This is a genomic window from Thermoplasmata archaeon, assembly GCA_036395115.1.
Taxonomy (GTDB): domain Archaea; phylum Thermoplasmatota; class Thermoplasmata; order RBG-16-68-12; family RBG-16-68-12; genus RBG-16-68-12.
The window spans coordinates 1-20,481 of record DASWDU010000039.1 but is presented as its reverse complement, the minus strand read 5'-3'; the positions used below and the strand labels follow the sequence as shown (position 1 = coordinate 20,481).

Annotated in this window: 24 protein-coding genes; 8 read left to right on the top strand and 16 right to left on the bottom strand. The window is 65.2% G+C overall.

Features of this window, described 5'->3' with window-relative positions; all coding sequences use genetic code 11:
• Positions 1 to 6: 6 nt before the first annotated feature.
• The 10 genes from VF992_09755 to VF992_09710 form a co-directional block, all read right to left on the bottom strand.
• Positions 7 to 579: a GMP synthase subunit A gene (locus VF992_09755; GenBank protein HEX9341431.1), complete on the bottom strand. Its 573-nt coding sequence runs from the start codon at positions 577 to 579 to the stop codon at positions 7 to 9.
• A 49-nt stretch (positions 580 to 628) separates the two neighbouring features.
• Positions 629 to 1,576 (bottom strand): glutamine-hydrolyzing GMP synthase, encoded by a 948-nt coding sequence (guaA, locus tag VF992_09750; GenBank protein HEX9341430.1) that lies wholly within the window; start codon positions 1,574 to 1,576, stop codon positions 629 to 631.
• Positions 1,573 to 2,043 carry a 5-(carboxyamino)imidazole ribonucleotide mutase gene (gene purE / locus VF992_09745; GenBank protein HEX9341429.1) on the bottom strand — a complete coding sequence of 157 codons (471 nt, stop codon included), beginning with the start codon at positions 2,041 to 2,043 and terminating at the stop codon, positions 1,573 to 1,575. The genes guaA and purE overlap by 4 nt, the downstream gene beginning before the upstream one ends.
• 78 nt (positions 2,044 to 2,121) lie before the next feature.
• Entirely contained in the window at positions 2,122 to 2,394 is a 273-nt protein-coding gene (locus VF992_09740) for a hypothetical protein (GenBank protein HEX9341428.1), read from the bottom strand.
• A 45-nt stretch (positions 2,395 to 2,439) separates the two neighbouring features.
• A complete protein-coding gene (locus VF992_09735; GenBank protein ID HEX9341427.1) occupies positions 2,440 to 2,673 on the bottom strand; it encodes an Lrp/AsnC ligand binding domain-containing protein in 234 nt (77 codons plus the stop codon).
• 85 nt (positions 2,674 to 2,758) lie between these two features.
• On the bottom strand, positions 2,759 to 3,676 hold the full coding sequence (locus VF992_09730; protein HEX9341426.1) for a carbohydrate kinase family protein: 918 nt from the start codon (positions 3,674 to 3,676) through the stop codon (positions 2,759 to 2,761).
• On the bottom strand, positions 3,673 to 4,317 hold the full coding sequence (locus VF992_09725) for an MtnX-like HAD-IB family phosphatase (GenBank protein HEX9341425.1): 645 nt from the start codon (positions 4,315 to 4,317) through the stop codon (positions 3,673 to 3,675). The genes VF992_09730 and VF992_09725 overlap by 4 nt, the downstream gene beginning before the upstream one ends.
• A 30-nt stretch (positions 4,318 to 4,347) precedes the next feature.
• Positions 4,348 to 5,586 carry an adenosylhomocysteinase gene (locus VF992_09720; GenBank protein ID HEX9341424.1) on the bottom strand — a complete coding sequence of 413 codons (1,239 nt, stop codon included), beginning with the start codon at positions 5,584 to 5,586 and terminating at the stop codon, positions 4,348 to 4,350.
• Positions 5,587 to 5,629: 43 nt separating this feature from the next.
• A complete protein-coding gene (locus VF992_09715; GenBank protein HEX9341423.1) occupies positions 5,630 to 5,782 on the bottom strand; it encodes a hypothetical protein in 153 nt (50 codons plus the stop codon).
• A gap of 317 nt (positions 5,783 to 6,099) precedes the next feature.
• Positions 6,100 to 7,344: a cation:proton antiporter gene (locus tag VF992_09710; GenBank protein HEX9341422.1), complete on the bottom strand. Its 1,245-nt coding sequence runs from the start codon at positions 7,342 to 7,344 to the stop codon at positions 6,100 to 6,102.
• Positions 7,345 to 7,507: 163 nt separating this feature from the next.
• On the opposite strand from VF992_09710, the gene VF992_09705 reads away from it, so the two are divergent.
• From VF992_09705 to dinB, 3 genes are all read left to right on the top strand, one after another.
• Positions 7,508 to 8,329 carry a DUF72 domain-containing protein gene (locus tag VF992_09705; protein ID HEX9341421.1) on the top strand — a complete coding sequence of 274 codons (822 nt, stop codon included), beginning with the start codon at positions 7,508 to 7,510 and terminating at the stop codon, positions 8,327 to 8,329.
• A 145-nt stretch (positions 8,330 to 8,474) separates the two neighbouring features.
• Positions 8,475 to 8,858: a hypothetical protein gene (locus tag VF992_09700; GenBank protein ID HEX9341420.1), complete on the top strand. Its 384-nt coding sequence runs from the start codon at positions 8,475 to 8,477 to the stop codon at positions 8,856 to 8,858.
• 51 nt (positions 8,859 to 8,909) lie between these two features.
• Positions 8,910 to 9,995: a DNA polymerase IV gene (dinB, locus tag VF992_09695; protein ID HEX9341419.1), complete on the top strand. Its 1,086-nt coding sequence runs from the start codon at positions 8,910 to 8,912 to the stop codon at positions 9,993 to 9,995.
• 17 nt (positions 9,996 to 10,012) lie between these two features.
• On the opposite strand, the gene VF992_09690 is transcribed toward dinB, so the two are convergent.
• The 4 genes from VF992_09690 to VF992_09675 form a co-directional block, all read right to left on the bottom strand.
• Positions 10,013 to 10,558, bottom strand: coding sequence for a hypothetical protein (locus VF992_09690; protein ID HEX9341418.1), 546 nt, complete (start codon positions 10,556 to 10,558; stop codon positions 10,013 to 10,015).
• Entirely contained in the window at positions 10,555 to 11,013 is a 459-nt protein-coding gene (locus tag VF992_09685) for a peroxiredoxin (protein ID HEX9341417.1), read from the bottom strand. The genes VF992_09690 and VF992_09685 overlap by 4 nt, the downstream gene beginning before the upstream one ends.
• A 62-nt stretch (positions 11,014 to 11,075) precedes the next feature.
• Complete coding sequence (locus tag VF992_09680) at positions 11,076 to 12,659, bottom strand: NAD(P)/FAD-dependent oxidoreductase (GenBank protein HEX9341416.1); 1,584 nt, start codon at positions 12,657 to 12,659, stop codon at positions 11,076 to 11,078.
• A 3-nt stretch (positions 12,660 to 12,662) separates the two neighbouring features.
• Positions 12,663 to 14,255 carry an NAD(P)/FAD-dependent oxidoreductase gene (locus VF992_09675; protein ID HEX9341415.1) on the bottom strand — a complete coding sequence of 531 codons (1,593 nt, stop codon included), beginning with the start codon at positions 14,253 to 14,255 and terminating at the stop codon, positions 12,663 to 12,665.
• 82 nt (positions 14,256 to 14,337) lie between these two features.
• Between VF992_09675 and VF992_09670 the strand changes: the two genes are divergently transcribed.
• Positions 14,338 to 15,567: an aminomethyltransferase family protein gene (locus tag VF992_09670; GenBank protein ID HEX9341414.1), complete on the top strand. Its 1,230-nt coding sequence runs from the start codon at positions 14,338 to 14,340 to the stop codon at positions 15,565 to 15,567.
• Between the two features lie 131 nt (positions 15,568 to 15,698).
• Here the strand turns inward: VF992_09670 and VF992_09665 are convergent, their stop codons facing one another.
• A complete protein-coding gene (locus VF992_09665; protein HEX9341413.1) occupies positions 15,699 to 16,589 on the bottom strand; it encodes an SRPBCC family protein in 891 nt (296 codons plus the stop codon).
• Between the two features lie 715 nt (positions 16,590 to 17,304).
• Between VF992_09665 and VF992_09660 the strand changes: the two genes are divergently transcribed.
• The 3 genes from VF992_09660 (at position 17,305) to VF992_09650 (ending at position 18,548) form a co-directional block, all read left to right on the top strand.
• Positions 17,305 to 17,448 carry a hypothetical protein gene (locus tag VF992_09660; protein HEX9341412.1) on the top strand — a complete coding sequence of 48 codons (144 nt, stop codon included), beginning with the start codon at positions 17,305 to 17,307 and terminating at the stop codon, positions 17,446 to 17,448.
• Positions 17,449 to 17,658: 210 nt separating this feature from the next.
• Positions 17,659 to 17,967, top strand: a complete 309-nt coding sequence (locus tag VF992_09655; protein HEX9341411.1) for a hypothetical protein — start codon at positions 17,659 to 17,661, stop codon at positions 17,965 to 17,967.
• Between the two features lie 209 nt (positions 17,968 to 18,176).
• The gene (locus tag VF992_09650; GenBank protein ID HEX9341410.1) at positions 18,177 to 18,548 is read left to right on the top strand and encodes a hypothetical protein; all 372 of its coding nucleotides are present in this window, start codon (positions 18,177 to 18,179) and stop codon (positions 18,546 to 18,548) included.
• A 227-nt stretch (positions 18,549 to 18,775) separates the two neighbouring features.
• On the opposite strand, the gene VF992_09645 is transcribed toward VF992_09650, so the two are convergent.
• The gene (locus tag VF992_09645) at positions 18,776 to 19,633 is read right to left on the bottom strand and encodes an NmrA/HSCARG family protein (protein ID HEX9341409.1); all 858 of its coding nucleotides are present in this window, start codon (positions 19,631 to 19,633) and stop codon (positions 18,776 to 18,778) included.
• Positions 19,634 to 19,705: 72 nt separating this feature from the next.
• On the opposite strand from VF992_09645, the gene VF992_09640 reads away from it, so the two are divergent.
• Positions 19,706 to 20,116 (top strand): helix-turn-helix domain-containing protein, encoded by a 411-nt coding sequence (locus VF992_09640; protein ID HEX9341408.1) that lies wholly within the window; start codon positions 19,706 to 19,708, stop codon positions 20,114 to 20,116.
• Positions 20,117 to 20,481: the final 365 nt, after the last annotated feature.

Genomic DNA, 20,481 nt, shown 5'->3' with positions numbered 1-20,481 from the left:
CCGCTCTCAGCGGGGATTCTCACAGACCTTCAGGAAGTTCCGGAAAATCTCCCCGCCAAATTGGGTGTGTTCCACTTCCGGGTGGAACTGCAGGCCGAAGATGGGTTCCGACCGATGCCGCATCGCCTGGACCGAACAGTTCGGAGAGCTCGCGAGGCCGATGAAGCCGGGCGGCAGGACCGTCACCTCGTCGTTGTGCGACTCCCAGACCTCGAAGCGGTCCGGCAGGCCTTCGAACAGGACGTCGGGCTCGCGGACGTTCAGGAGGGACTTCCCGAACTCCGGCACCTTGGCGGGGGCCGCCTCCCCGCCGAAATGCTTCGCCATGAACTGGTGTCCCGCGCAGATGCCGAGGATCGGCCCCCCGAACGCGTCGAGGTACTCCCCGTTGCGCCCCATCTTGGAGGGATCGACGCCGACGCGCGGCGCGCCTCCGGACAGGACGAGCCCGTCGAGATCCTGGAGGCCGCCGACGGGCGTGTCGTTCGGGACGATCTTCGTCTCGACCCCGAGGTACTTCAGGACCCGCCATTCGCGGTGGGTCCACTGCCCTCCGTTGTCGACGACGAAAACGCGCATGGGACAACGAAAGGACCCGGCGACAAAAAGGTTTCCATCGATCCTACGTCTACTCCCACTCGATCGTGGCCGGAGGCTTATTCGAGACGTCGTACACGACGCGGTTGATCCCGCCGACCTCGTTCGTGATGCGGGTCGAGATTCGGTCGAGCACATCGTGGGGGATCTTCGAATACGTCGCGCTCATGCCATCGATCGATTCGACCGCTCGCACCGCGACGGTGTGTCCGTAGACGCGGAGGTCGCCATGGACGCCGACGGTCTGCACGGGCACGAGGACCGCGAAGTACTGCCAGGGCACCGGCATGAGCCCCCGTGACGCGGCCGCCTGGATTTCGTCCTCCACGATCGCCGAGGCCTCCCGGACGAGCGCCACCCGCTCCGGCGTCACTTCGCCAATGACTCGCACCGCGAGGGCGGGTCCCGGAAACGGCTGGCGTTCGGCGACGCGGACCCCGAGCGCGCGGGCGACCGCTCGGACTTCGTCCTTGTACAAGTCCCGCAACGGCTCGATGAGCTTCAGCTTCATTTCCGCCGGGAGGCCGGCGACGTTGTGGTGCGTTTTGATGCGGTCCCGCAGCTGTCCGCCGCTCTCGATCCAGTCCGGGGCGATGGTGCCTTGGACTAAGTGATCCGCGCCGAACGTCTTCGCCTCGTGTTCGAACAGCTCGATGAACTTCCGACCGATGATCGTCCGTTTCTTCTCCGGATCCGTCACGCCGCGGAGCGCCGCGAAGAATTCGTCGGCGGCACGGAGGATGCGGTGATTTACCCCCAGGGTCTGGAGCGTGTGCTCGACGTCTTCGGTCTCGGCTTTCCGCATGAGGCCCGTGTCGACGTAGACGCCGAGGAGGCGGTCTCCGAGTGCCCGGCCCGCCAGGACCGCGGCCGTCGTGCTGTCGACGCCTCCGGAGCAGGCGATGATCGCTCGGCCAGGCACGGCGTTCCGGATGAGCTCGACCTGCTCGCGGATGAACGCGTCGGCATCGAACTTCATTCTCCCAGCGTCCGCGAGTCCTCGAGGACCCATTTCTTTAGCGCCTCGCGATGCTCCTGGAGCTTCTCCGCGAGCCGCTCGTCCTTCACCGCGAGGATCTCGACCGCGAGGATCGCCGCGTTCTCCCCTCGATCCAGGCCGACCGCGGCGACGGGCACGCCCGGGGGCATCTGGGAGACGCTCAGGACCGCGTCGAGGTTCAGCTTCCCGCTAACGGGCACACCGATGACCGGTTTCGTCGTGTGCGATGCGATCGTGCCGGGGAGCGCCGCCGAAAGGCCCGCCACCGCGATGAAGACCTTGGCGGTCGTGTTCCGGATGAGGTCGCGGAGCAGGTCCGGAGTCCGGTGGGCGGACGCGACGACGATTTCATACCCGACTCCGAATTCGTCGAGCATCGAAGCGGCTTTCTTCCCGACCTCGGCGTCCGTCTTGGAACCCAGAACGACGAGCACTTCGACGGCCATCGCGTAGGACAAAGAGGGCTCGGGAAATAAAGGCTTCTCACCGCAGGCGCGCGACGCGTGGGGGGCGCTATCCGTGCCCTAACTCTTCATGATCGCGAGGAGGAAAAGACCGATCGCGGCGGCGGCTCCGATGATGGCTGCGAGGATCACGCCGATGGATTGGACGATGATTCCGACGAGATCCACGCCCGCGCTGTACGGTCCCGTGTACCAAGCCCACAAGATTCCCACGATCAGACCACCCACAAGGAGCCCGACCCCGATCTTCCGGCTCTTGCCGCTTCCGAAGTACGCCGTGAAGGCGCCCGTGATGACGAGGAAGAGGCTGAACGTAAGCAGGAGGATGGTCACGAATGTCCACGGTTCAAACGCGGCAAAAACGCTCATGTGGCTCCCTCAGAACTTGATTCCCGTTAAGGTCTTCGTGTCGATGACGCCCGCGATGGATCGGATCTTGTCGACGACGACCTGACCGAGGACATTGAAGTCCTCCGCTTCGATCTTTGCGATGAGGTCGTACTCCCCGAACAGGGGATGGAGTTCCACGATTTCCTTGACCTTGAGGAGCTCGTTGTACACCTCGTGCTCCTTAGCGGGAGCGGTGCTAATGAGCACGAACCCGATGGCCATCCCTGGTCACCTCGCCCGGAACCTTCTGACGCAATATAACCCTTTCGTACCTTGGCAAAGCGATTCACGTCCTCTTGTCTCTCCATTAGAACGACGTGTGTCGCTCCGCCCGGCTCAGTGCCTGCGACCACGTGGGCAAGTTCGTCTGCGTCCCCTTCGCTTCGACGGCGTAGCTCGCGACCGCAGAGCCGAGGATGCCGCAGTGCCGCACGTCGTATCCCCGCGAAAGTCCCGCGTAGAATCCCGCCCGGTATGCATCGCCCGCGCCGGTCACGTCGACGAGCCGGCGCGGTGGGACTCGTGGGATTCGGATCCGTTCTTCGCGCGTGTACACGGTGCTCCCCCTCGAGCCCATCGTGACGACGACGACGGGCGCGAACCGTGCCAGGCCGGCGGTCGAGGTGACGCGCACGAAACGCTTCGCACGGGCGATCTCCGCTTCGTTCCCGAAGAAATACGTGGAGCGGCGGATGAGCTCGCGGAACTGATGGGCCGTGTACACGTAGTGGATTTCTTGCGACGGGTCGAACGCAATCGATCGGCCGAGGTCCTCCGCGAGTTTCGCGATTCGCAGATAGTACTGTGGGCGGCCCGTGCCCAGATGGACCAGATCGACGTCTTTCACGGAGTGCCGGAGGACTGGGAGTCGCACGGCCTCTTTCATCGGCCCTTGATCGATGATCGCCATTTGGTTTCCGTTCGGATCCGAGAAGATCCAGGCGGTCGGGGTGCTCGCCCGCGGGAGCGCGCGGAGGTCCGTGAGGTCGACGCCCTCCGCGGCCAGGGCGGAACGATAGTCCGCCGGGAAGTCGGTTCCGACGAACGAGGCCAGGCTCGTCTTGACGCCGAGCCGGGCGGCCGACCTCGCGAGATTCCCGGCGGTGCCGCCGAAATATCGGTTCCGATCCACGATCTCGATCGACGTGTTCGGCCGTGGGAGGCGGCGCACGCTGACGATGTAGTCCATCGCGACGTGGCCGAACGCACCGAGGAAGTTCCTCATGCGAACGCCGCCAAGCCCCGTTGCACGTCCGCGAAGCGCTCGAAGCGGTGGTACGGGATTTCTTCTTCGTCGCACAGGCGGGCCAACTCCTCCTTGGCGAAAACGAGATCGGCCTCGAGGGCGGGGCACAGGTCCGAATGTCCGTCTCCGACGTAGGCCGTCCGGTACCCTTCGGCCCGAAGTTCGAAGAGGCGCAGCAGCTTGCACGTACCGCATAGGGTGCACGTCGGATCGGCCCACGGATACTCGATCCGCACAATCCCGCCCTCGAAGACCGCCCGGTTGGTCCGGACGGGCAGGCGGATGTCCCACTTCCGCAGGACATGGCGCACATAGAAGTCAAGGCCCTCACTCACGATTTCGACGAGAATCCCGCCGGCTTCACAGAAACGGACGAAGTCGAGGAACGTCTCATCGATCTCGACGTGGGCGTCGATGAAACGCAGGAGGTCGTCCTGTTTCGTGTGGAGCAGCGCGAACTGCCGCGCCATCGTCTCCCGCGTTCCGATCTGGCGGGCGCGGTGGAGTTCCTCGATCTCCCACCATGCGGGTGGCGCGAACTCGGCCAAGATCGCCTCGGCGACGTCGGTGCGGGTGATCGTGCCGTCGAAGTCGCTGAGGACCGCTCGTTTCGCCCGCAGTTTGCGTCCCTCCCGCCGCGCGACGGTTCATCAGGTCCCTTCGCGCCACGAATCGAGGTAGGCGCGTTGCTCCTTCGTGAGCCGATCGATTCGGATTCCTGAACTGCGGAGCTTCAAGCGAGCGACTTTGAGGTCGAGGTCGGCGGGGACGGCGTAGACACGCGGCTTCAGGCTCGAGGCGTGCTGCGCGAGATACCCGGCCGCGCCGGCCTGGATGGCGAAACTCATGTCCATGATCTCAACGGGATGGCCCTGCCCGGCCGCGATGTTCACGAGCCTGCCTTCCGCCAGGAGGTAGACGCGCTTCCCGCCCGGAAGTCTGTACTCGTCGACGAATTCGCGAACGCGTCGCTCCCCCTTCGAGAGCCGCTCGAGGTCCGCCTTCGAAATTTCGTTGTCGAAGTGGCCCGAATTCGCGAGGACGACGCCGTCTTTCAGCCCGGGGAAATGCGCCGCCGTGACGATGTCCTTGCATCCGGTCGCGGTGACGATGAAATCGGCCACCTTCGCGGCGGCCCGCATCGGCAGGACCTCGAATCCGTCCATCGAGGCTTCGAGCGCCTTGACCGGGTCGACTTCCGTCACGACGACGTGGGCGCCGAGGCCGTGGGCGCGCATCGCGATCCCACGGCCCGTCCACCCGTATCCCGCGACGACGAACGTCTTGCCGGCGATTACGAGATTCGTCGCGGTCATCAGGCCGTCGATCGTGCTCTGGCCGGTCCCGTAGCGGTTGTCGAACAGATGCTTCATCTGCGCGTCGTTGACGTCGATGATCGGGAACCGCAGGGCGCCGTCCCGCTCCATGGCGCGGAGGCGAATCACGCCCGTGGTGGTCTCCTCGTTCCCTCCGCGGACGCCGGGCAACAGCTCCGTCCTCTTGGTGTGAAGGAGGAAAACGAGGTCCGCCCCGTCGTCGATCACGAGATCGGGCTTGAGGTCGAGGACCTTGTGCAGGTTCTCGTAGTATTCCTCGGTGGACTGCCACTTGCGGGCGTACACCTCGAGGCCGTGGACCTCCTCCAGAGCCGTCGCAACGCTGTCGTCCGTCGACAGGGGATTGCACGACGCGAGCCGGACGGTCGCGCCGGATTCCCGGAGCGACAGGGCGAGGACGCCCGTCTTCGCCTCGACGTGCAACGCCATTCCGATGCGGAGGCCTCGAAGGGTCTTCTCTCGTTTCAGCTCGTCCCGGATCGCCGCGAGCACGGGCATGTGGTCGCGAGCCCATTCGATGCGACGGGCGCCGCGCTCGCCGAGCTCCGACATCCGCGTGCCGATGCCCCGGAGTCGATTTCAGCCTTCCGGTGGCCTACGGCTTCCGGAGGGCGGCGTACGCCAGGATCGCGACGCCGACGGTCATCGTTCCGAAGAAGACCGCATCGATGGGCCACGCTTGGTGTACGTCGGCGGGGGTCGCGACCTCCCAGCAGTAGAAGGAGACGCTCTGGACGACCTGCAACACGGCGGCCGCGGAGACGGTGTCCCCGGCCCTGACCCCCGGTCGCGTTCCCCCGCACGGAGACGAGGGCGGTCTGCTGCGCGCTCCCGTCCTCCAGCTCGAGCGACGTGAACGCGGTCCCGAAGAAAGGGAAGACTTGGACGTCGAGGACGCGCTCGCGGATGGTGATTCGCGCCCCGGCGAGTAGCCGGCACATTGAGCGCTGGCGTTCCTCGACGCAAGGAGGTCGGCGCCGCTGACCGATGTGAGAGGCCAAAATCCGAATGCGAGCGCGAGGCCGGCAACTGTCAGCGCCATCCGATGACCGCGAGTCGCTTCATTCACGTACCGCCGTTGAGCCCGCCCGCGTCCCCTGGCGCGGGGGGATGCGCAGGACTCAAATCCGCGGACTTCGTGCGGCGCAGGATGAACCGGAGCCCAAACGGCGTCATCAACGTTGTGACCACGCCCGTCAGGACGAGGATCGAAAACAGGGTTCCATCGATGAGTCCCAGCTCGAGGCCGAGCGTCGCGACGACGAGTTCCATCGCCCCACGGCCGTTCATGCCGATTCCCGCCGCGACGCGATCGCGGCGCGACATGTGGGACCACGCGGCCCCGACATACCCTCCGACGAACTTGCTCGCGGCCGCGACGCCAAGGACCGCGCCGACGAGGCCGAGGTTACCGAGGCTCCCGACCTGAAACGTCAGGCCGATGAAGGCGAAGAACACGGGTCCGAATACCCCCATCGTGACTGCCGAGGTGGCGGACCGGACCGCCTTGACGTCGCGATCGGCGATCACGTGCTCCGCGACGAGGAGGGTTCCGAAGAAGGCCCCGACGATGAAGTGCAGGCCCAGGGCGTCCGCCAGGAACGCGAATCCCAAAGCGACCAGGAAAGGCAGGGCGAACGCGGATTCCTTCGTGAGGAGGTGTCTCGACGAACGCAGGATCCACGCGCCGAGGGCTCCGTGGCGGTAGCGGAAGATCATGTCCACGCTCATCATCGCCGCAAAGAACACGCCGAACTTCAGCAAGAGGACCGCAGCGGCCCACACGTCCAGGCCAAGCGGGCCGTTCAGGTTCACGAGGAGGCCAATCGAAGCGAGTCCCGCCACGTCGCAGAGCAGCCCCGCCGACAGCAGGCTGCGACCGAGGGGCGTGTGCAACAACTCCAAATCGGAGAGGATCCGGGCCAGGACGGGCAGGGCGGTGAAAGCGAGCGCAATGCCCAGGAACATCGCGGAGCTGGGGGGCAGCCCGATTGCGCCGCCGAGTGCGGTGCCCGCCAGCGCGGGGATCGTGAACGCACCGATCGCGATGAAGATACCGCTATCCCGGATGGATCGTCGGATGTCCGCGAGGGTCAGCTCCAACGCCGCGAGGTAGACGATGAAGAAGATCCCGAGATTCGCGAGTTCCTGGATCGCCGCGTCTGGGCGAACGAAACCGAGGACGGACGGCCCCAGGATGATGCCCGCAAGGATTTCCCCGACGAGCGCCGGGGCCTTGACTCGCGCGGCCAACTCGCCCGACAAGCGCGCGCCGACGAGCAGGATCAAGAGGCTGAGGAGGATGTCCATTGGGACTACGGACCACGACCTTTGGGGTCCATAAGCCGAGCGACGAGGGAATCGAGGTTGATTCCGAATTGCGATAGCATGCGGGCCTCGGCGGCTCGCGCAGCACGAGCCAAGGCCTTTAGCCAACCGCGCTTTATTCGGGTACCTCGGTCCGGACGGTCACATGGCGCTCAAGGACAAGCTCCGCGTGGGCTGCAGCGGCTGGGGGTACGACGACTGGCTCGGCGGGTTCTACCCGCCCGGCACGCCGAAGTCGGACTACCTCAAGCTCTACGGCACCGTGTTCGACTGCGTCGAGGTGGATTCGTCGTTCTACCGCAACCCCGGGCCTGCCATGACGAAAGGGTGGTACAAGTCCACCCCTCCCGGCTTCCTCTTCGCGATGAAGATGCCGAAGCGGATCACGCACGAGAAGAAGCTCAAGGACGTGACGGAGCCGCTGGGCTGGTTCTACGCGTCCGCCAAGGAACTCCGGGAGAAGTGCGGCCCCCTCGTCGCGCAGCTGCCGCCGTCGATCAAGTTCGATTCCCACTGGACGGTGATGCAGGCGTTCATCCAGGCCCTCGAGGTCGAGAAGTACCCTCACGCGATCGAGTTCCGCCACAAGTCGTGGTTCCGCGAGGACGTGTACAAGCTGCTCCGGGATCGGAACATCACGAGCGTGTGGTCCGAGAACCAGTACCTGCGGACGCCGACGGAAGTGACGTCGGACCAGGTGTACCTTCGGATGGTCGGGGACCGCGAGATCACGGAGTTTAAGGAGGTCCAGAAAGACAAGTCCGCGGAGATGCGCTCTTGGTACAAGGACCTCGAGGATTCCCCGGATTCGGTGAAGGGCGCCCTGGTCTTCTTCAACAACCACTATGCGGGTTTCGGCCCAGGGAGCGTGAACGAGTTCCGGCGCCTCGCGGGCTTGATGGAGTACGAGTTCCCCGCGAACGCCTTGGCTCCCGCAGGTCAAAGGAGCCTCGGCGATTTCGGCTGACCCGCGCACGGACATGGGAAGGGACATGGCGATAGCGAAGGCCGGGCCTCTTTCTCCTCAGGCCCGACGGGCAAAACGGACCCTTCAATGGACGGGGGCCTTCCTTCTGTTCGGGAGTGTGTATGAAGCTCTATACGCTGTCCGGGTGCTGCCCATCGAGATCCTTCAGGGCAGGTTCTTCGCGGATGCACAGAGCCTCACAATCCTCGCCGTGTTTACGGCGATGACGGGTGCCGGCCTACTGAACTGGAGTCGAAGCATTGGCGACCTCGAGGTCGCGGCGAACGGCGTGCGCCTCCCCACGCGGTCCTTGATGGACGTCCTGCTGCGTCTGCCCGCCGTCCTTTCATTCCAAGACATCGCCCGGGTGCGCCTGAAGGTGGTCCGGGGTAGGAGGGTTGTCGAGTTCGAGCTGCGCCGGCCGAGGGGACGCCAGAAAGTCGTGCGCCTCCCGACAGACTGGGTACGGGATGAGGCCGAGTTCGAGACGCGCCTCGGGAGGCTCGTTCCCCTGGAGAAGTCGCCCTAGGACGCCGCCCCGCCGCAATCTTGTTAGCCCGATGTGCATGTCGTAATTCAGATGCTCAAGTCTCCGCGGATTATCTTCCATGTAGACATGGATGCCTTCTACGTCAGCGTGGAACGGAGGGATCATCCGGAGCTCGTCGGGAAGCCGGTTATCGTCGGTGCCGATCCGAAAGGCGGCAAGGGCCGCGGCGTCGTGATGGCTTGCAGCTACGAGGCCCGCGAGATCGGGATCCGGAGCGGCATGCCCATCGGCCTGGCGTGGCGCAAGGCGCCGGACGCGGTCTACCTCCGACCGAACTACGATCTCTACGGGTCCGTCTCGGAGAGCGTCATCGACGTCCTGCGGTCCTTCGCGGATGTCCTCGAGCATGTGAGCATCGACGAAGCGTTTCTTGACGTCAGCACGAAGGTACGCGGCTTCGACGACGCGGCGGCGTATGCACTCCGCGTCAAGGCGGCCGTACGCGAACGGGAGGGTCTGGCCTGCACGATCGGCGCCGCGCCGAACAAGTCCGTCGCCAAGATTGCGTCGGATTTGGCGAAGCCCGACGGTCTGAAGGTCGTGCGTCCCGAGGAGGTGACCGCCTTCCTCGATCCGCTTCCGGTCACGAAGATCAGCGGGGTCGGCCCGAAGACCGCCGAGCTGCTCGAACGCGTCGGAGTCCGGACGGTCGGCGAGCTGGCTCGATCCAAAGGGACGGAGCTCAAGAAGATTCTGGGGAAGAACTCCGTTTGGCTGTGGGGCATCGCGCGCGGCCTCGAACAACTCCCCGTCGAAGAGAGGCCGGACCCGAAGTCGATCAGCGTCGAGCGGACGTTCGAGCGGGACGTCGCGGACTGGAGCCGGGTCGAAGAGACGTTGCGCGACGTGGCGCACAACGTCTTCCTGCGGGCACGTGCTCAAGGCGCGACCTTCCGGACGATCGGGATCAAGATCCGGTTCGAAGGCTTCCAAACCCATCTCCGGGAACGGACCTTGGCGTCGAACGTCCTCGACGAGGACGTGTTGGCGCGGGTATGCGGGGAACTCCTCTCCGAATTCGCCGGGAACTCGCATCGGGTCCGGCTCCTCGGCGTTCGGGTGACGAAGCTCGAGCGTCCGAAGACGAAACAGCCGAGGCTCTCGTCGTTCGAGTGATGCCGCAGTCGGATGGGTCAGCCCGAAGCCCGTTTTCGGGTCGCGTTGCGCTTGGGTGGAGGCGGCCGGACGCCAACGTTGCGTGCGAGCTTTCGTACGTCCTTCTCGTCCATCCATTCGACCTTCAGGTACTCGAACAGCTCTGCATCGTCCATGCCGAGCCGTCGGCCTTCGGCCACGCACGTACGGTAGGCTTCGATCTCGGTGGGCGCACTGGGGTACTCGAAGCCCTCCGGGAACAGCTCCTTGCCCTCCCGGAACTGTCGGACGTGGACGAGCTCGTGGATCACGTCGAGGTAGATGTCCCGCCGTTTGCCCGTCCGGAGGTAGTGCGTCGAGACGACCAGATGGCCGTCCTCGTCGCTCACGCCCATGTACCCCCACTTGGAGGAGAAGAACTCTACCCGCAGGCTCCGGAGCACCGTCTTCGTCTTCGAGCCGAAGATCGCTCGGACGGCCGGTACGTCCTCGAAGCCTTTGAAGTGATCGAGGAATCGATCGTACCGCAGGCGAATGTCTTTCGGAATTTGGACCTCTGGGAGTCGCGCCTTCCCCGCCGTCATTTCCCCACCGCCTCGGACAGGACTCGGAGGGCTTCCCGGCTGTGCGACCCGGGATCGATGCGGCGGTACGCCGCCAGGATTTTCCGAGTCGGTCCAATGACGTACGTGACGCGCTTCGCGACGCCGAACAGGCCCAGGGCGTTGTACGACCGCGCAATCCGCTTGTCCGGATCCGCCACGAGGTCGAAGTTGAGCCCATACCGTTCCCGAAACGCGCGGTGCGAGGCGGCGTCTTGGACGCTCACCCCGAGCACCTCCGCGCGGAAGTCCTTGAGCGCACCGAGGTCGTCGCGGAACGCGCACGCCTCCCGTGTGCACCCGGGCGTGTCGTCTTCGGGGTAGAAGTACAGGACGACGGGCCGACCCTCGAAATCGCGGAGCCGGATCTCCCGGCCATCCTGGGTGACGCCCTCGAAATCCGGGGCTTCCGTTCCGGGCTCGAGGAGATCGGCCATGGCGGTTCGGTGAATCGTCCGCCGGATTTCAAGGATTGCCCGGCCTTCGGGGGAGTCCCGAATCAGGCCGCTCTCGCGAAATGCGGCCAGTCTCTCAGGATTTCTCTGGACGCATTCAGCCCGGGCGCTCCCGTGATCCCGCCGCCTGGGTGGGCGCCGGAACCGCAGAGGTAGAGTCCCTCGATGGGCGTTCGGTACCGCGACCAGCCGGGGACGGGCCGCAGGACGAACGATTGATTGAGCGTCATCTCGCCGTGGTAGATGTGGCCCTCCGTCAGGGCGAACCGCGTCTCGAAGTCCGCCGGCGTGAGCACTTGCCGGGCGATGACGAGCCGCTTGAAGCCAGGGATGGCCTCGTCGAGGAGAGCCTGAACCCGATCGCCCAGCTTCTCCCCTTCCTTGTCCCAGGTCCCTCGCCGCAACCCGTACGGCGCATACTGGACCGTCGCCGACAAGACGTGTTTCCCCGGAGGAGCGAGGTTCGGATCGAGGGTCGTCGGGACGAACACGTCGAGGAACGGATTTCCGGAAACTTTCCCGTACTTCGCATCGTCGTAGGCTCGTTCGATGTATTCCATCGACGGGCACACGCGGAAGTGGGCGGGGGTCCCGTCCGGCCATGCGGCGAGGGTCGGCGCAGCGTCGAGGGCGAAGTTCACCTTCGCCACGACCCCGTTCATCTGGAAGTTGCGGACCTGGACGAGGAACTCCGGGCCCAGCTCCTCTGACGCGACGAGGCGCAGGAAGGTCCGCTTCGGATCCGCGTTCGAGGCGACGACCTTTGCCTCGATGATCTCGCCCGTTGCAAGCTCCACTCCTGTCACGCGATTTCCCCCGCTCAGGATCCGGCGCACCTCGGATTCCGTCCGGATCGTCGCGCCGGCAGCCCGCGCAGCGTCCCCGAGGGCCGCGGCGAGGGTGCCCATCCCTCCGCGGACGAACGACCAGGCGCTCCCGTGGACCCCGGGAAGGAAGTGCCGGATCAGCCCGAATGCGGTCCCCGGGGACCAAGGCCCCTCGAAGGTCCCGAGCAACGCGTCGACCGAGAGGCTCGCCTTCAGGAGTTCCGACTCGAACCACTCGTCGAGCACGTCTCGGACCGGCATTGGAGGCAGCCGCAGCATTTGCTGCATGACCGCCTTCCCGAGCCTTCGGAGCCGGAGCGCTCGGCGGACGAGACCTGCCTGCTCTCCGAGGGTCGGCGCGGCGAGGTTCGGGGGCGCCATGGCCATGAGTGGATCGAGCGCCGCCGCGAACTGGGATAGGAACTCGACGAACCGCGGATACGCCTCCGAATCTTTGGCGGAAACGCTCGAGAGTTCGGATTGTGTCTTCCGCATGTCCCGCCAGAGCCGCAACGCCTTGCCGTCCCCGAGGGCGACGACCTCCGGATCGACGGGGATGAACTGGACGCCTCGTCCGAAGAGGTTCAGGTCCTCGACGATTTCCGGGCGAAGCAGGCCGCACACCGTGGCGCCCGTCGGCCCACGGAATCCCGGAGCGATTGGTTCCGTCGCGACCGGGCCGCCGAGGCTCGCGCGGCGTTCGAGCACGAGCACGCGGAGCCCGGCGCGCGCGAGGTACGCCGCCGCGACGAGGCCGTTGTGGCCCCCTCCGACGATCGCGACGTCGAACGCCTCGAGCATCGCTCACACCTTGAGGAGCGCCCAATCCCGGAGGATTTCACGGGCGGCGTTGTAGCCGGGCGCCCCCATCACGCCTCCGCCGGGATGGGCTCCCGACCCGCAGAGGTACAGCGCCCGGATCGGACAGCGATATTGCGACCAGCCCGCGGTGGGCCGCAGGAACAGCAGTTGGTTCGGCGTGAGCTCGCCGTGGAAGATGTTCCCTCCCGTGAGTCCGATCATCTGCTCGAGGTCCCACGGGCTCAGCACCTGTCGATGGAGGATGATTTTTCGGATGTCCGGGACGTACTCCTCGATCGTGTCGAGGACCGTCTCCCCGAATTCCTCCCGACGGTCCGCCCAGTTCCCGTTCCGGAGCGTGTACGGCGCGTATTGGATGAAGCAGGACATGATGTGCTTCCCCGGAGGCGCAAGGGTCGGATCGAGGGTCGAAGGGACGCACATGTCGACGTAGGGCCGGTGCGAGTAGTCCCCGTACTTCGCGTCGTCGTACGCCTTCTCGATGTAGTCCACGCTCGGGCCGAGCGAGATAGCCCCCTGGAGGAGCGGCCCGTTTCCCGGGAGGCACGAGAAGCTCGGCGCCTCGTTGAGGGCGAGGTTCACCTTCCCCGAGGAACCCTCGATCTTGAAGTGTTCGATGCCCCGGACGAAATCGGGCGGCAAATCGGACCGTTCGAGGAATTTCAGAAAGGTGCGCTTCGGGTCGGCGCTCGATGCGACCACCCTCGCATAGATCTTCTCGCCGTTCGCGAGCTCGACGCCGACCGCGCGTCCGTCGCGGACGAGGATCCGCCGGACGTCCGCGTTCACCCGGATCTCCGCGCCGAAGCTCCGGGCCGCCCGGGCAATCGATTCGCTGACCATTCCCATGCCGCCACGGACGTACCCCCAGGAGCGGTACGCCCCGTCGATCTCGCCCATGTAGTGGTGCATGAGCACGTACGCCGTTCCCGGGGACCGCGGCCCGAGGAGCGTGCCGATGATCCCACTCGAGCAGAGCCCCGCCTTCACGACGTCGGTCTCGAACCATTCGTCGAGGTAGTCCGCCGCGCTCATCGTCATGAGTCGGGCGAACGTGTACAGCTCGTCCTCCGTCAGCGTCTTCGCCTGTTTGTTGAGCGCCAACAGTTTCCGAAGCTCCGAAGGGTGGAGCGAGCCGAGGTCCGGCGGGGTCATCGTCAGCGTGGGCGCGATGAATTTCGCCATCCGGGCCATCACGCGGCCGAAGCGGGGCATCGCCTCGGCGTCGCGCCGCGAGAACTTCGCGACCGCCTGGAACCTGTCCTGTTCGTCGCCTCGGTAGAACAGGTAGCGTCCGTCCGGCAACGGCATGAAGCTCGACTCTTGTGGGATCACCTCGAAGCCGTGCGAGGGCAGGTCGAGATCCCGGATGATTTGGGGCCGGAGGAGGCTGCAGACGTACGAGCAGACGGTGAACTTGAACCCGGGGAAGACCTCTTCCGTGACGGCGGCTCCACCCAGGACGTGGCGGCGCTCGAGAACGACGACCCGCTTGCCGGCCCGCGCGAGGTAGGCGGCCGTGACGAGGCCGTTGTGGCCTCCGCCGATCACGATGACGTCGTACTGGTGCGCCACTCGACGGCCTCCATGCCCGCGTAACGCGTGTCCGATCGCGAGGGACCAGCTGGGGTGCGCGAGGTAACGGGGGAGGGATTAAATCGTTTCTCGCCGGTCCGCGTCCGGTTCGGAGGCTCGGACACTGCGACGCGGATCGCCCTTTCATTCGCGGACGTCGGCGCTTTGCGAGAGCTGGGACTGGCGCGGCTGGGCCGGATACCTCGCGGCCTCGTCGTACTCCCTCGTCCCCGAGATGGAGTACTACGCGATCCGCCACTCCGCCGGCCTCTTGGACGTGTCGCCGCTGTACAAGTATCGGATCCGCGGGAAAGGCGCCCTGCACCTTGTGAACAAGGTCGTGACGCGCGACGCGGCGAAGCTGTCGAAGGGACAGATCTACTATACGCCGTGGTGCGACGAGCGCGGGAAGACCATCGACGACGGCACGCTCTGGAATCTCGGCGACGGATCGTTTCGCCTGACCGCCGCAGAAGCGAACCTCAAATGGCTGCAAGACGCGGGGATGGGCCTGGACGTCGAAGTCGAGGATGTGTCCGAGGAGATCGGCGCGCTCGCCCTCCAAGGGCCCTCGTCGCGGGCCATCCTCATGGAGGGCGCGGACGGCGCCGTCGAGAAGCTTCGGTACTTCCGCTTCGTGACCACGAAGTTCGCGGGAATCCCGGCCACAATCTCCCGGACCGGTTACACAGGGGACTTGGGCTACGAGATCTGGGTCGAGCGGGAGCGGGCCGAGGCGCTTTGGGATACGCTGTTGGAGAAGGGACGAGGCCATGACATCACGCCCGCCGGGATGCTCGCATTGGACGTCGCCCGGATCGAGGCCGGTCTCATCCTCAGCGAAGTCGAATACAAGCCGTCCCGAAAGGCGATCATCGACGCGCAGCGGTACTCGCCCTTTGAACTGAGCCTCGACTGGGCTGTGGCGCTCGACAAAGGGGCGTTCATCGGGAGGAAGGCGCTCCTCGAGGAGAACGCTCGCGGACCGTCCCGGCGCACGGTCGGGCTTCACATCGATTGGAGATCGATCGAGAGGCACTATTGGGAGATGGGGCTCCCGCCTCAGCCGCCATCGAAGCCGTGGCGAGACGAGGTACCACTCTACTCGGGGTATCGTCAAGTCGGCTGGGCCACGAGCGGCTGCTGGTCGCCAATCCTGAAGAAATACATCGCGATCGCCACGGTCGCGGCGCCGTACTCGGACCTCGGGACGCAGGTCGAGATCGAGGTGTCGGTCGAGTGGGAGCGCCATCGGGTGCCTGCCACGGTCGTCGAGAGGCCGTTCTTCGAACCGGAGCGGAAGAAGGCGTGACGCCAGGCCAACCACTTTAGCGAGACCCCGGAGAGCGTCCGCCGATCCTCTTGGGGGTTCATCGGCGCCGCGGGTCACAACGCCGCGATGTCCGTCCTGAAGGACTGGCCGAGCCTCGCCGGGGGCGTCCTTCATCGGGCGCGCATCTGGTCCTCGTAGGCATTGAGGAAGCCCGCATGCCCACTCTCGACCTGGTTCTTCAGGCAAACGAATAGATCGGACCACAACCCTCGGTCCTCGAGAATCTGCGGGTTCCCGATGTCGCCGTATCCGGCCACGACGAGGTAAATTGCCGTCCCGCTCGCCTTCTCCTCGAGCTCCAGCGAGACGCGGAGGTCGCCCCGGGAGCGTGGCCAGCGGAGGACGATCCGCCGCCCCGGTTCGATCTCGAGGATCTGATCGGGTCCCTCGCCCCGTCCGAACGCGAGTCGACCGCCCGGGCGCAGCTCGGCGCTCGCTCTTTTCATGGGCACACCCCCCGTCGTCCATCCGTCGAGTTCAGCAGGGTCCGTCAGCGCGTGGAACACCCGCCCCGATGCGGCTTCAATCAAGGCGGAGAGACGGAGCTCGGGAGTCGACACAGCCGAGTGGTCGGGCCGGACGCTGTCCGTGCGACCCTCCGCGATCGACTTGAGATTGCCGAGGCACATGCGCCACGCGTCCTGCATCGTCCCGCAGGTGCTTTCGCGGGTCGGGACGCCGAGGTGGCGCGCGATGAGGATTGTCGCCTCCGAGCCGTCGTCGTCTAAGGCATACGACACCTGGGTCGCGGTGCCCCGGATAGGCCAGGTGAAGGCGAAGCTGTGGAGCACCTCTCCCTTCTCGATCGTCGTCTCCCACCCTCTCCCTTCGGGCTGGAGGATGCACGTCTCCCCGCCGAACTTGAAGGATCCGCCGACCTTCGGCTCGATCCGCGACCAACCGCAGAACCAGCGGGACAGATGTTCGATGCGCAGGAGCCGCTCGAAGACCGTGGGTCGCGGCGCGCGGATCCTCAGCCGGAACTCGTAGTCGAATGGCACCGTGTCACCCCCACGTCAGACCGAACCATGGATCGTCGGCCGTCATTTTCGCGCGCGATCCCGTTGATTCCGGTCGCGTCGGCCCTTGCGCCCTCCATGCCGGAACCGTTTTTCCTTGGGTCGGGAGTCTTTCGGGGGACGCTCTTTCCGCTTCACCCGCGTGGATAGGGAACGCGCACGGGAAAAGGTTCCGATGCGAGCCTACGCGGTCCCACTTGGAGCGATAGGGAGCTACCGTGCAAAGTCGAACGGCGCTCGGTTTCCTTATCAATCATGACAGGTTACCAGCGCCGTTGCGGGAAAACGAGATCGCGACCGATGCAAACGGCGGGGCTGAGTCGATGCGTTTCCATGAGATGCGCGCGATGGGCTCCATCGGGCTCGCCGCGCGGATTCGATTCGGTCGAGCCCTTTGGCGGGTCCTTCACGGCGTCGCGGACCGCTGGCCCTGTCGGCGGTGTCGCCCCCGGATGAGCGATTGGATGCAGGGCCTTCACGACGCGGTGAACGTCCGTCTGGGCAAGCCGCCTTTCCGATCGGATTCGTTCGCCCGCTACGAATCCGGATCCCTCGAGGGGCCGTACCATCGATTGTGCTTTGGGTGCCGCCTCGGCCGCGTCGCCTCACGTTGGCTTGCCCGCGCACCCCCACCGCCGAATGCCCTGCATTGATTGCCCGATGGCCGTGGCCACCGAGGAGCCCGAACGCCCTCGCTGTGGCGGTAGAAGCAAACACATCCGACGGACGCTCCATTGCAGTCCTCGATCGCGATTTCATCCTCCCGAACCGCCGCGAGTTCCTCGACAAGATGGGCTACGATGAAATCCCCGAGGTCTTCGCCGGCCTCATTCCCGAGTAGACGATTGGTGCGTCTGAGCGAGATCCGCTCGCGGTCGGAGGCCATCGCAGTCAATTCGTCGTGGGTTCAATTTATGGCCCTGATTCCGAGCCGGCAGCATCCGGGGCCGGAAGCGCGCCCACATAAAGCCATAAGGAGATGGGGGGCCGCGCGCGGGGACTCCCATTGTTCGCTCGTGGCTTGTTCCGTCGTCGTCAATCAACGCGTCGGATGTTGGGGCTCGCGGGCGCGCTCTTGGCGGTTGCAGGGGGCCTGTTCGTCTTCGTCGTGGCCGCCTCTTCCGCGGGCTCGCTGACGGCGGAACTCGTCCTGTCCGTAATCCTGGGATTCGTAGCCCTCCTCGGAGCGTCTCGGATCTACCGGAGCAGCAAGGCGATGCTGTTCGCGCGGGCCCGTCTCACGGCCGCCGGGATCCTCACGGCGGGTGTCGGGGTCGTCCTCGTGTTCCTTGGGCAAGGGACGGCGGGGATTATCGTCCTCGCCGGCGGCATCGTCGCCCTCGTGGCGAGGGCATTCTAGGCGGTCGGAGATCCGCGGCCGTACGCGGCGGCCCGCGGCGCGGGTTGATAAAGGGTTCGGAGGACCTTTCCATCGGGGAGGATGGCCGAGCACGTGCGGAGATATCGCTGAACGTGGGCGGTGCCGCGACCGCGCATCGAGTCCGACGGGTCATCGAGGGGCAGCACCCCGGCGCAAGGTCCATAAGGGCCGCCGCCGGATGGGGCCGTATGTTCTCGCGCAAACTGTTCGGCCGATTCACGATTCGGTCCGTCGTCGCCATCGTCGGCGCGGTCCTCGCGGGCGTGGGCGGCGCTCGCGTCCTCCTGGCGATCGGGACGGGCGTCGGGTCGTCGCCCACGGTCGAGTCGCTGACGGCATGGACGTTCCTCGCGCGGGTCTTCCTGGGCCTCGCGGCTCTGTGGGAAGCCTTCCGGATCTACCGGGCCGGGACCGCGCTCCTGTTCCCGCGCGGGCGCCTCGCGGTGGCGGGATTCCTGACCGCGGTGATCGGATTCTTCCTGTTGATCTTAGGCTACGGGATGGATGCGATCCTCGTCCTCGCGGGCGGCGTCGCAGCGTTCGTCGGTGCCGAGCTCTGACGCGCATGCGGGACCGTGGGAAGGCGTCCATCTCGGAGATGGTCGGGCAGGTCTGACCAACCTCGCAACCCGAGACCCTTGGGGACCTCGGCTCGATAGCACACCGCCAGGTCCCGCTTCCCCGAGGCCGAGCGCCGCCGATTGCACACGGTAATCTGCATCTAATGTCACCTCTAATGTTAGCCGGCGCGGATTTCGGCCGGTGGAATCGGCTGGCCAGCGGCTCTTCAGAGCTGCAAGCGAGCTTCGTTTAGGAACGTCTCGAGTCGAGTCATCCGGTACTCCCAATGTTCCTCGAGCGCGGCGACTTCGGTGCTAGGTCCTCGGGCATCCAACCAGTGAAACATTTTCAACATGCCCTCACCCATGGCCTGGAGCGCCCGATCTTCTGGGAGCTGCACGAATTTCACCTGTCGCTCCAGCTTTTTCGACAGAAATGCGGCCGCCTCCGGCATGGTCCTCGAATCGCCGGCAAGGTCCCAGGCCCGGGCCGTCCCTTTCTCGGGACGCTCGAAGGCCCTTGCAACGATCTCACCGATGTCCTTGACCGCCACCAGCCTCACCTTGGTTTCCGGCTTCACGGGCAACGCCAGAGTCCCCGATTGGATGCCTGGGAGCATTCGTGGGGACAAGAGAGTCTCCATGAACAGGACCGGCCTTACGATCGTCCCAGGAATCCCAATGCCGTGCAAGTGTTCCTCGACCCGAGCCTTCGTCTCGTAGTGGGGAATCCCTGAATTCTGGTCTGCGCCGGACACTGACGTGAGGACCACGTGCCCCACCCCAACCTCCTTGGCCGCGTCCAGAGCCGTGGTCCCTTGGCGCACCTCGTCGTCGAGGCCTCTTTCGAAGGGGGTGGTCATAACGAAAAGCCCGTCGGCTTCGCGGAGTGCGTTTACCACACTGCGAAAATCGGTGAGGTCCCCCTGGACCACTTGAGCCCCGAGCGTCTCCAATGGCCTTGCCCTGGTTGGATTTCGGGTGAGCGCTCTCACCCGATGCCCCCTCTTGAGGAGGCTCCGCGACACGGCCCCTCCCTGATGCCCTGTCGCTCCCGCAACAAGGATCGTCATCGTCTCGGCCATGGATAGTAAGTATACAATAGAAAGTGATAAACGCTCCCTATCCTTTCGGAAACCTGGCATCGGGGGAGTGGCGTGGCTACGGAAGGTATGGTGGCACGGATTTACGGAATCGCCGAGTTGAGGGCATGTCCGATCGAGACGACCTTTCGCATCGTCGGGAAGCGCTGGACCGTCCTAATCCTCAGGGAGTTGTTCTTTGGTGTGACTCACTTCAACCGACTGCAGGAGAACGTGAAGGGCATCACGCCCAAAATTCTCTCCCGAAGGCTGAAGGAATTGCAGCGCCTCCGGATCGTCGAAAGACTGATCGTCTCTCAGGCTCCGATCCGGATAGAGTATCGTTTGACAGACCTTGGTCGACGCTTGGACTCCGTTCTGATATCGGCCGCGGCGTTCTCCATGGCCTGTCTTCCGAAGGCCGTGTTCAAAGATGGAAAGCCGCGGGAGCTCGCCGTCGTCGTAGGCAGGAGCCGCGTTCCCTAGGTGGAACGCCCGGCCGGGATCGGATCCCGACCCAGAGTCGACTGCGCCTGGGCCGGGCGCCTCGTTGAGTCAGCACAAAAGGATCAGTGTCCGGAGGACGCGCGGATGCTGATCCGACGGACCTTGCACGTGGAAAAGGATGTTGAACCCGGAGCCTTCTTAAGTCATCGCGAACTCGCCCTCCATATGGCCCGCTTCCCGGAGGCCGAGCGCCGTCGGCAGCACAAGATGATCTGCATGCGGTGTCGCTTCATGCTGTCAGAATGTCGAGCATGACACCATTCATGGGAGATCTGTCGGACCACTTTCAGTCCAGGCATGATCCGGAGTGGAAGCTTGTTTGATCGGTGCCCGGTTTCGAGCCA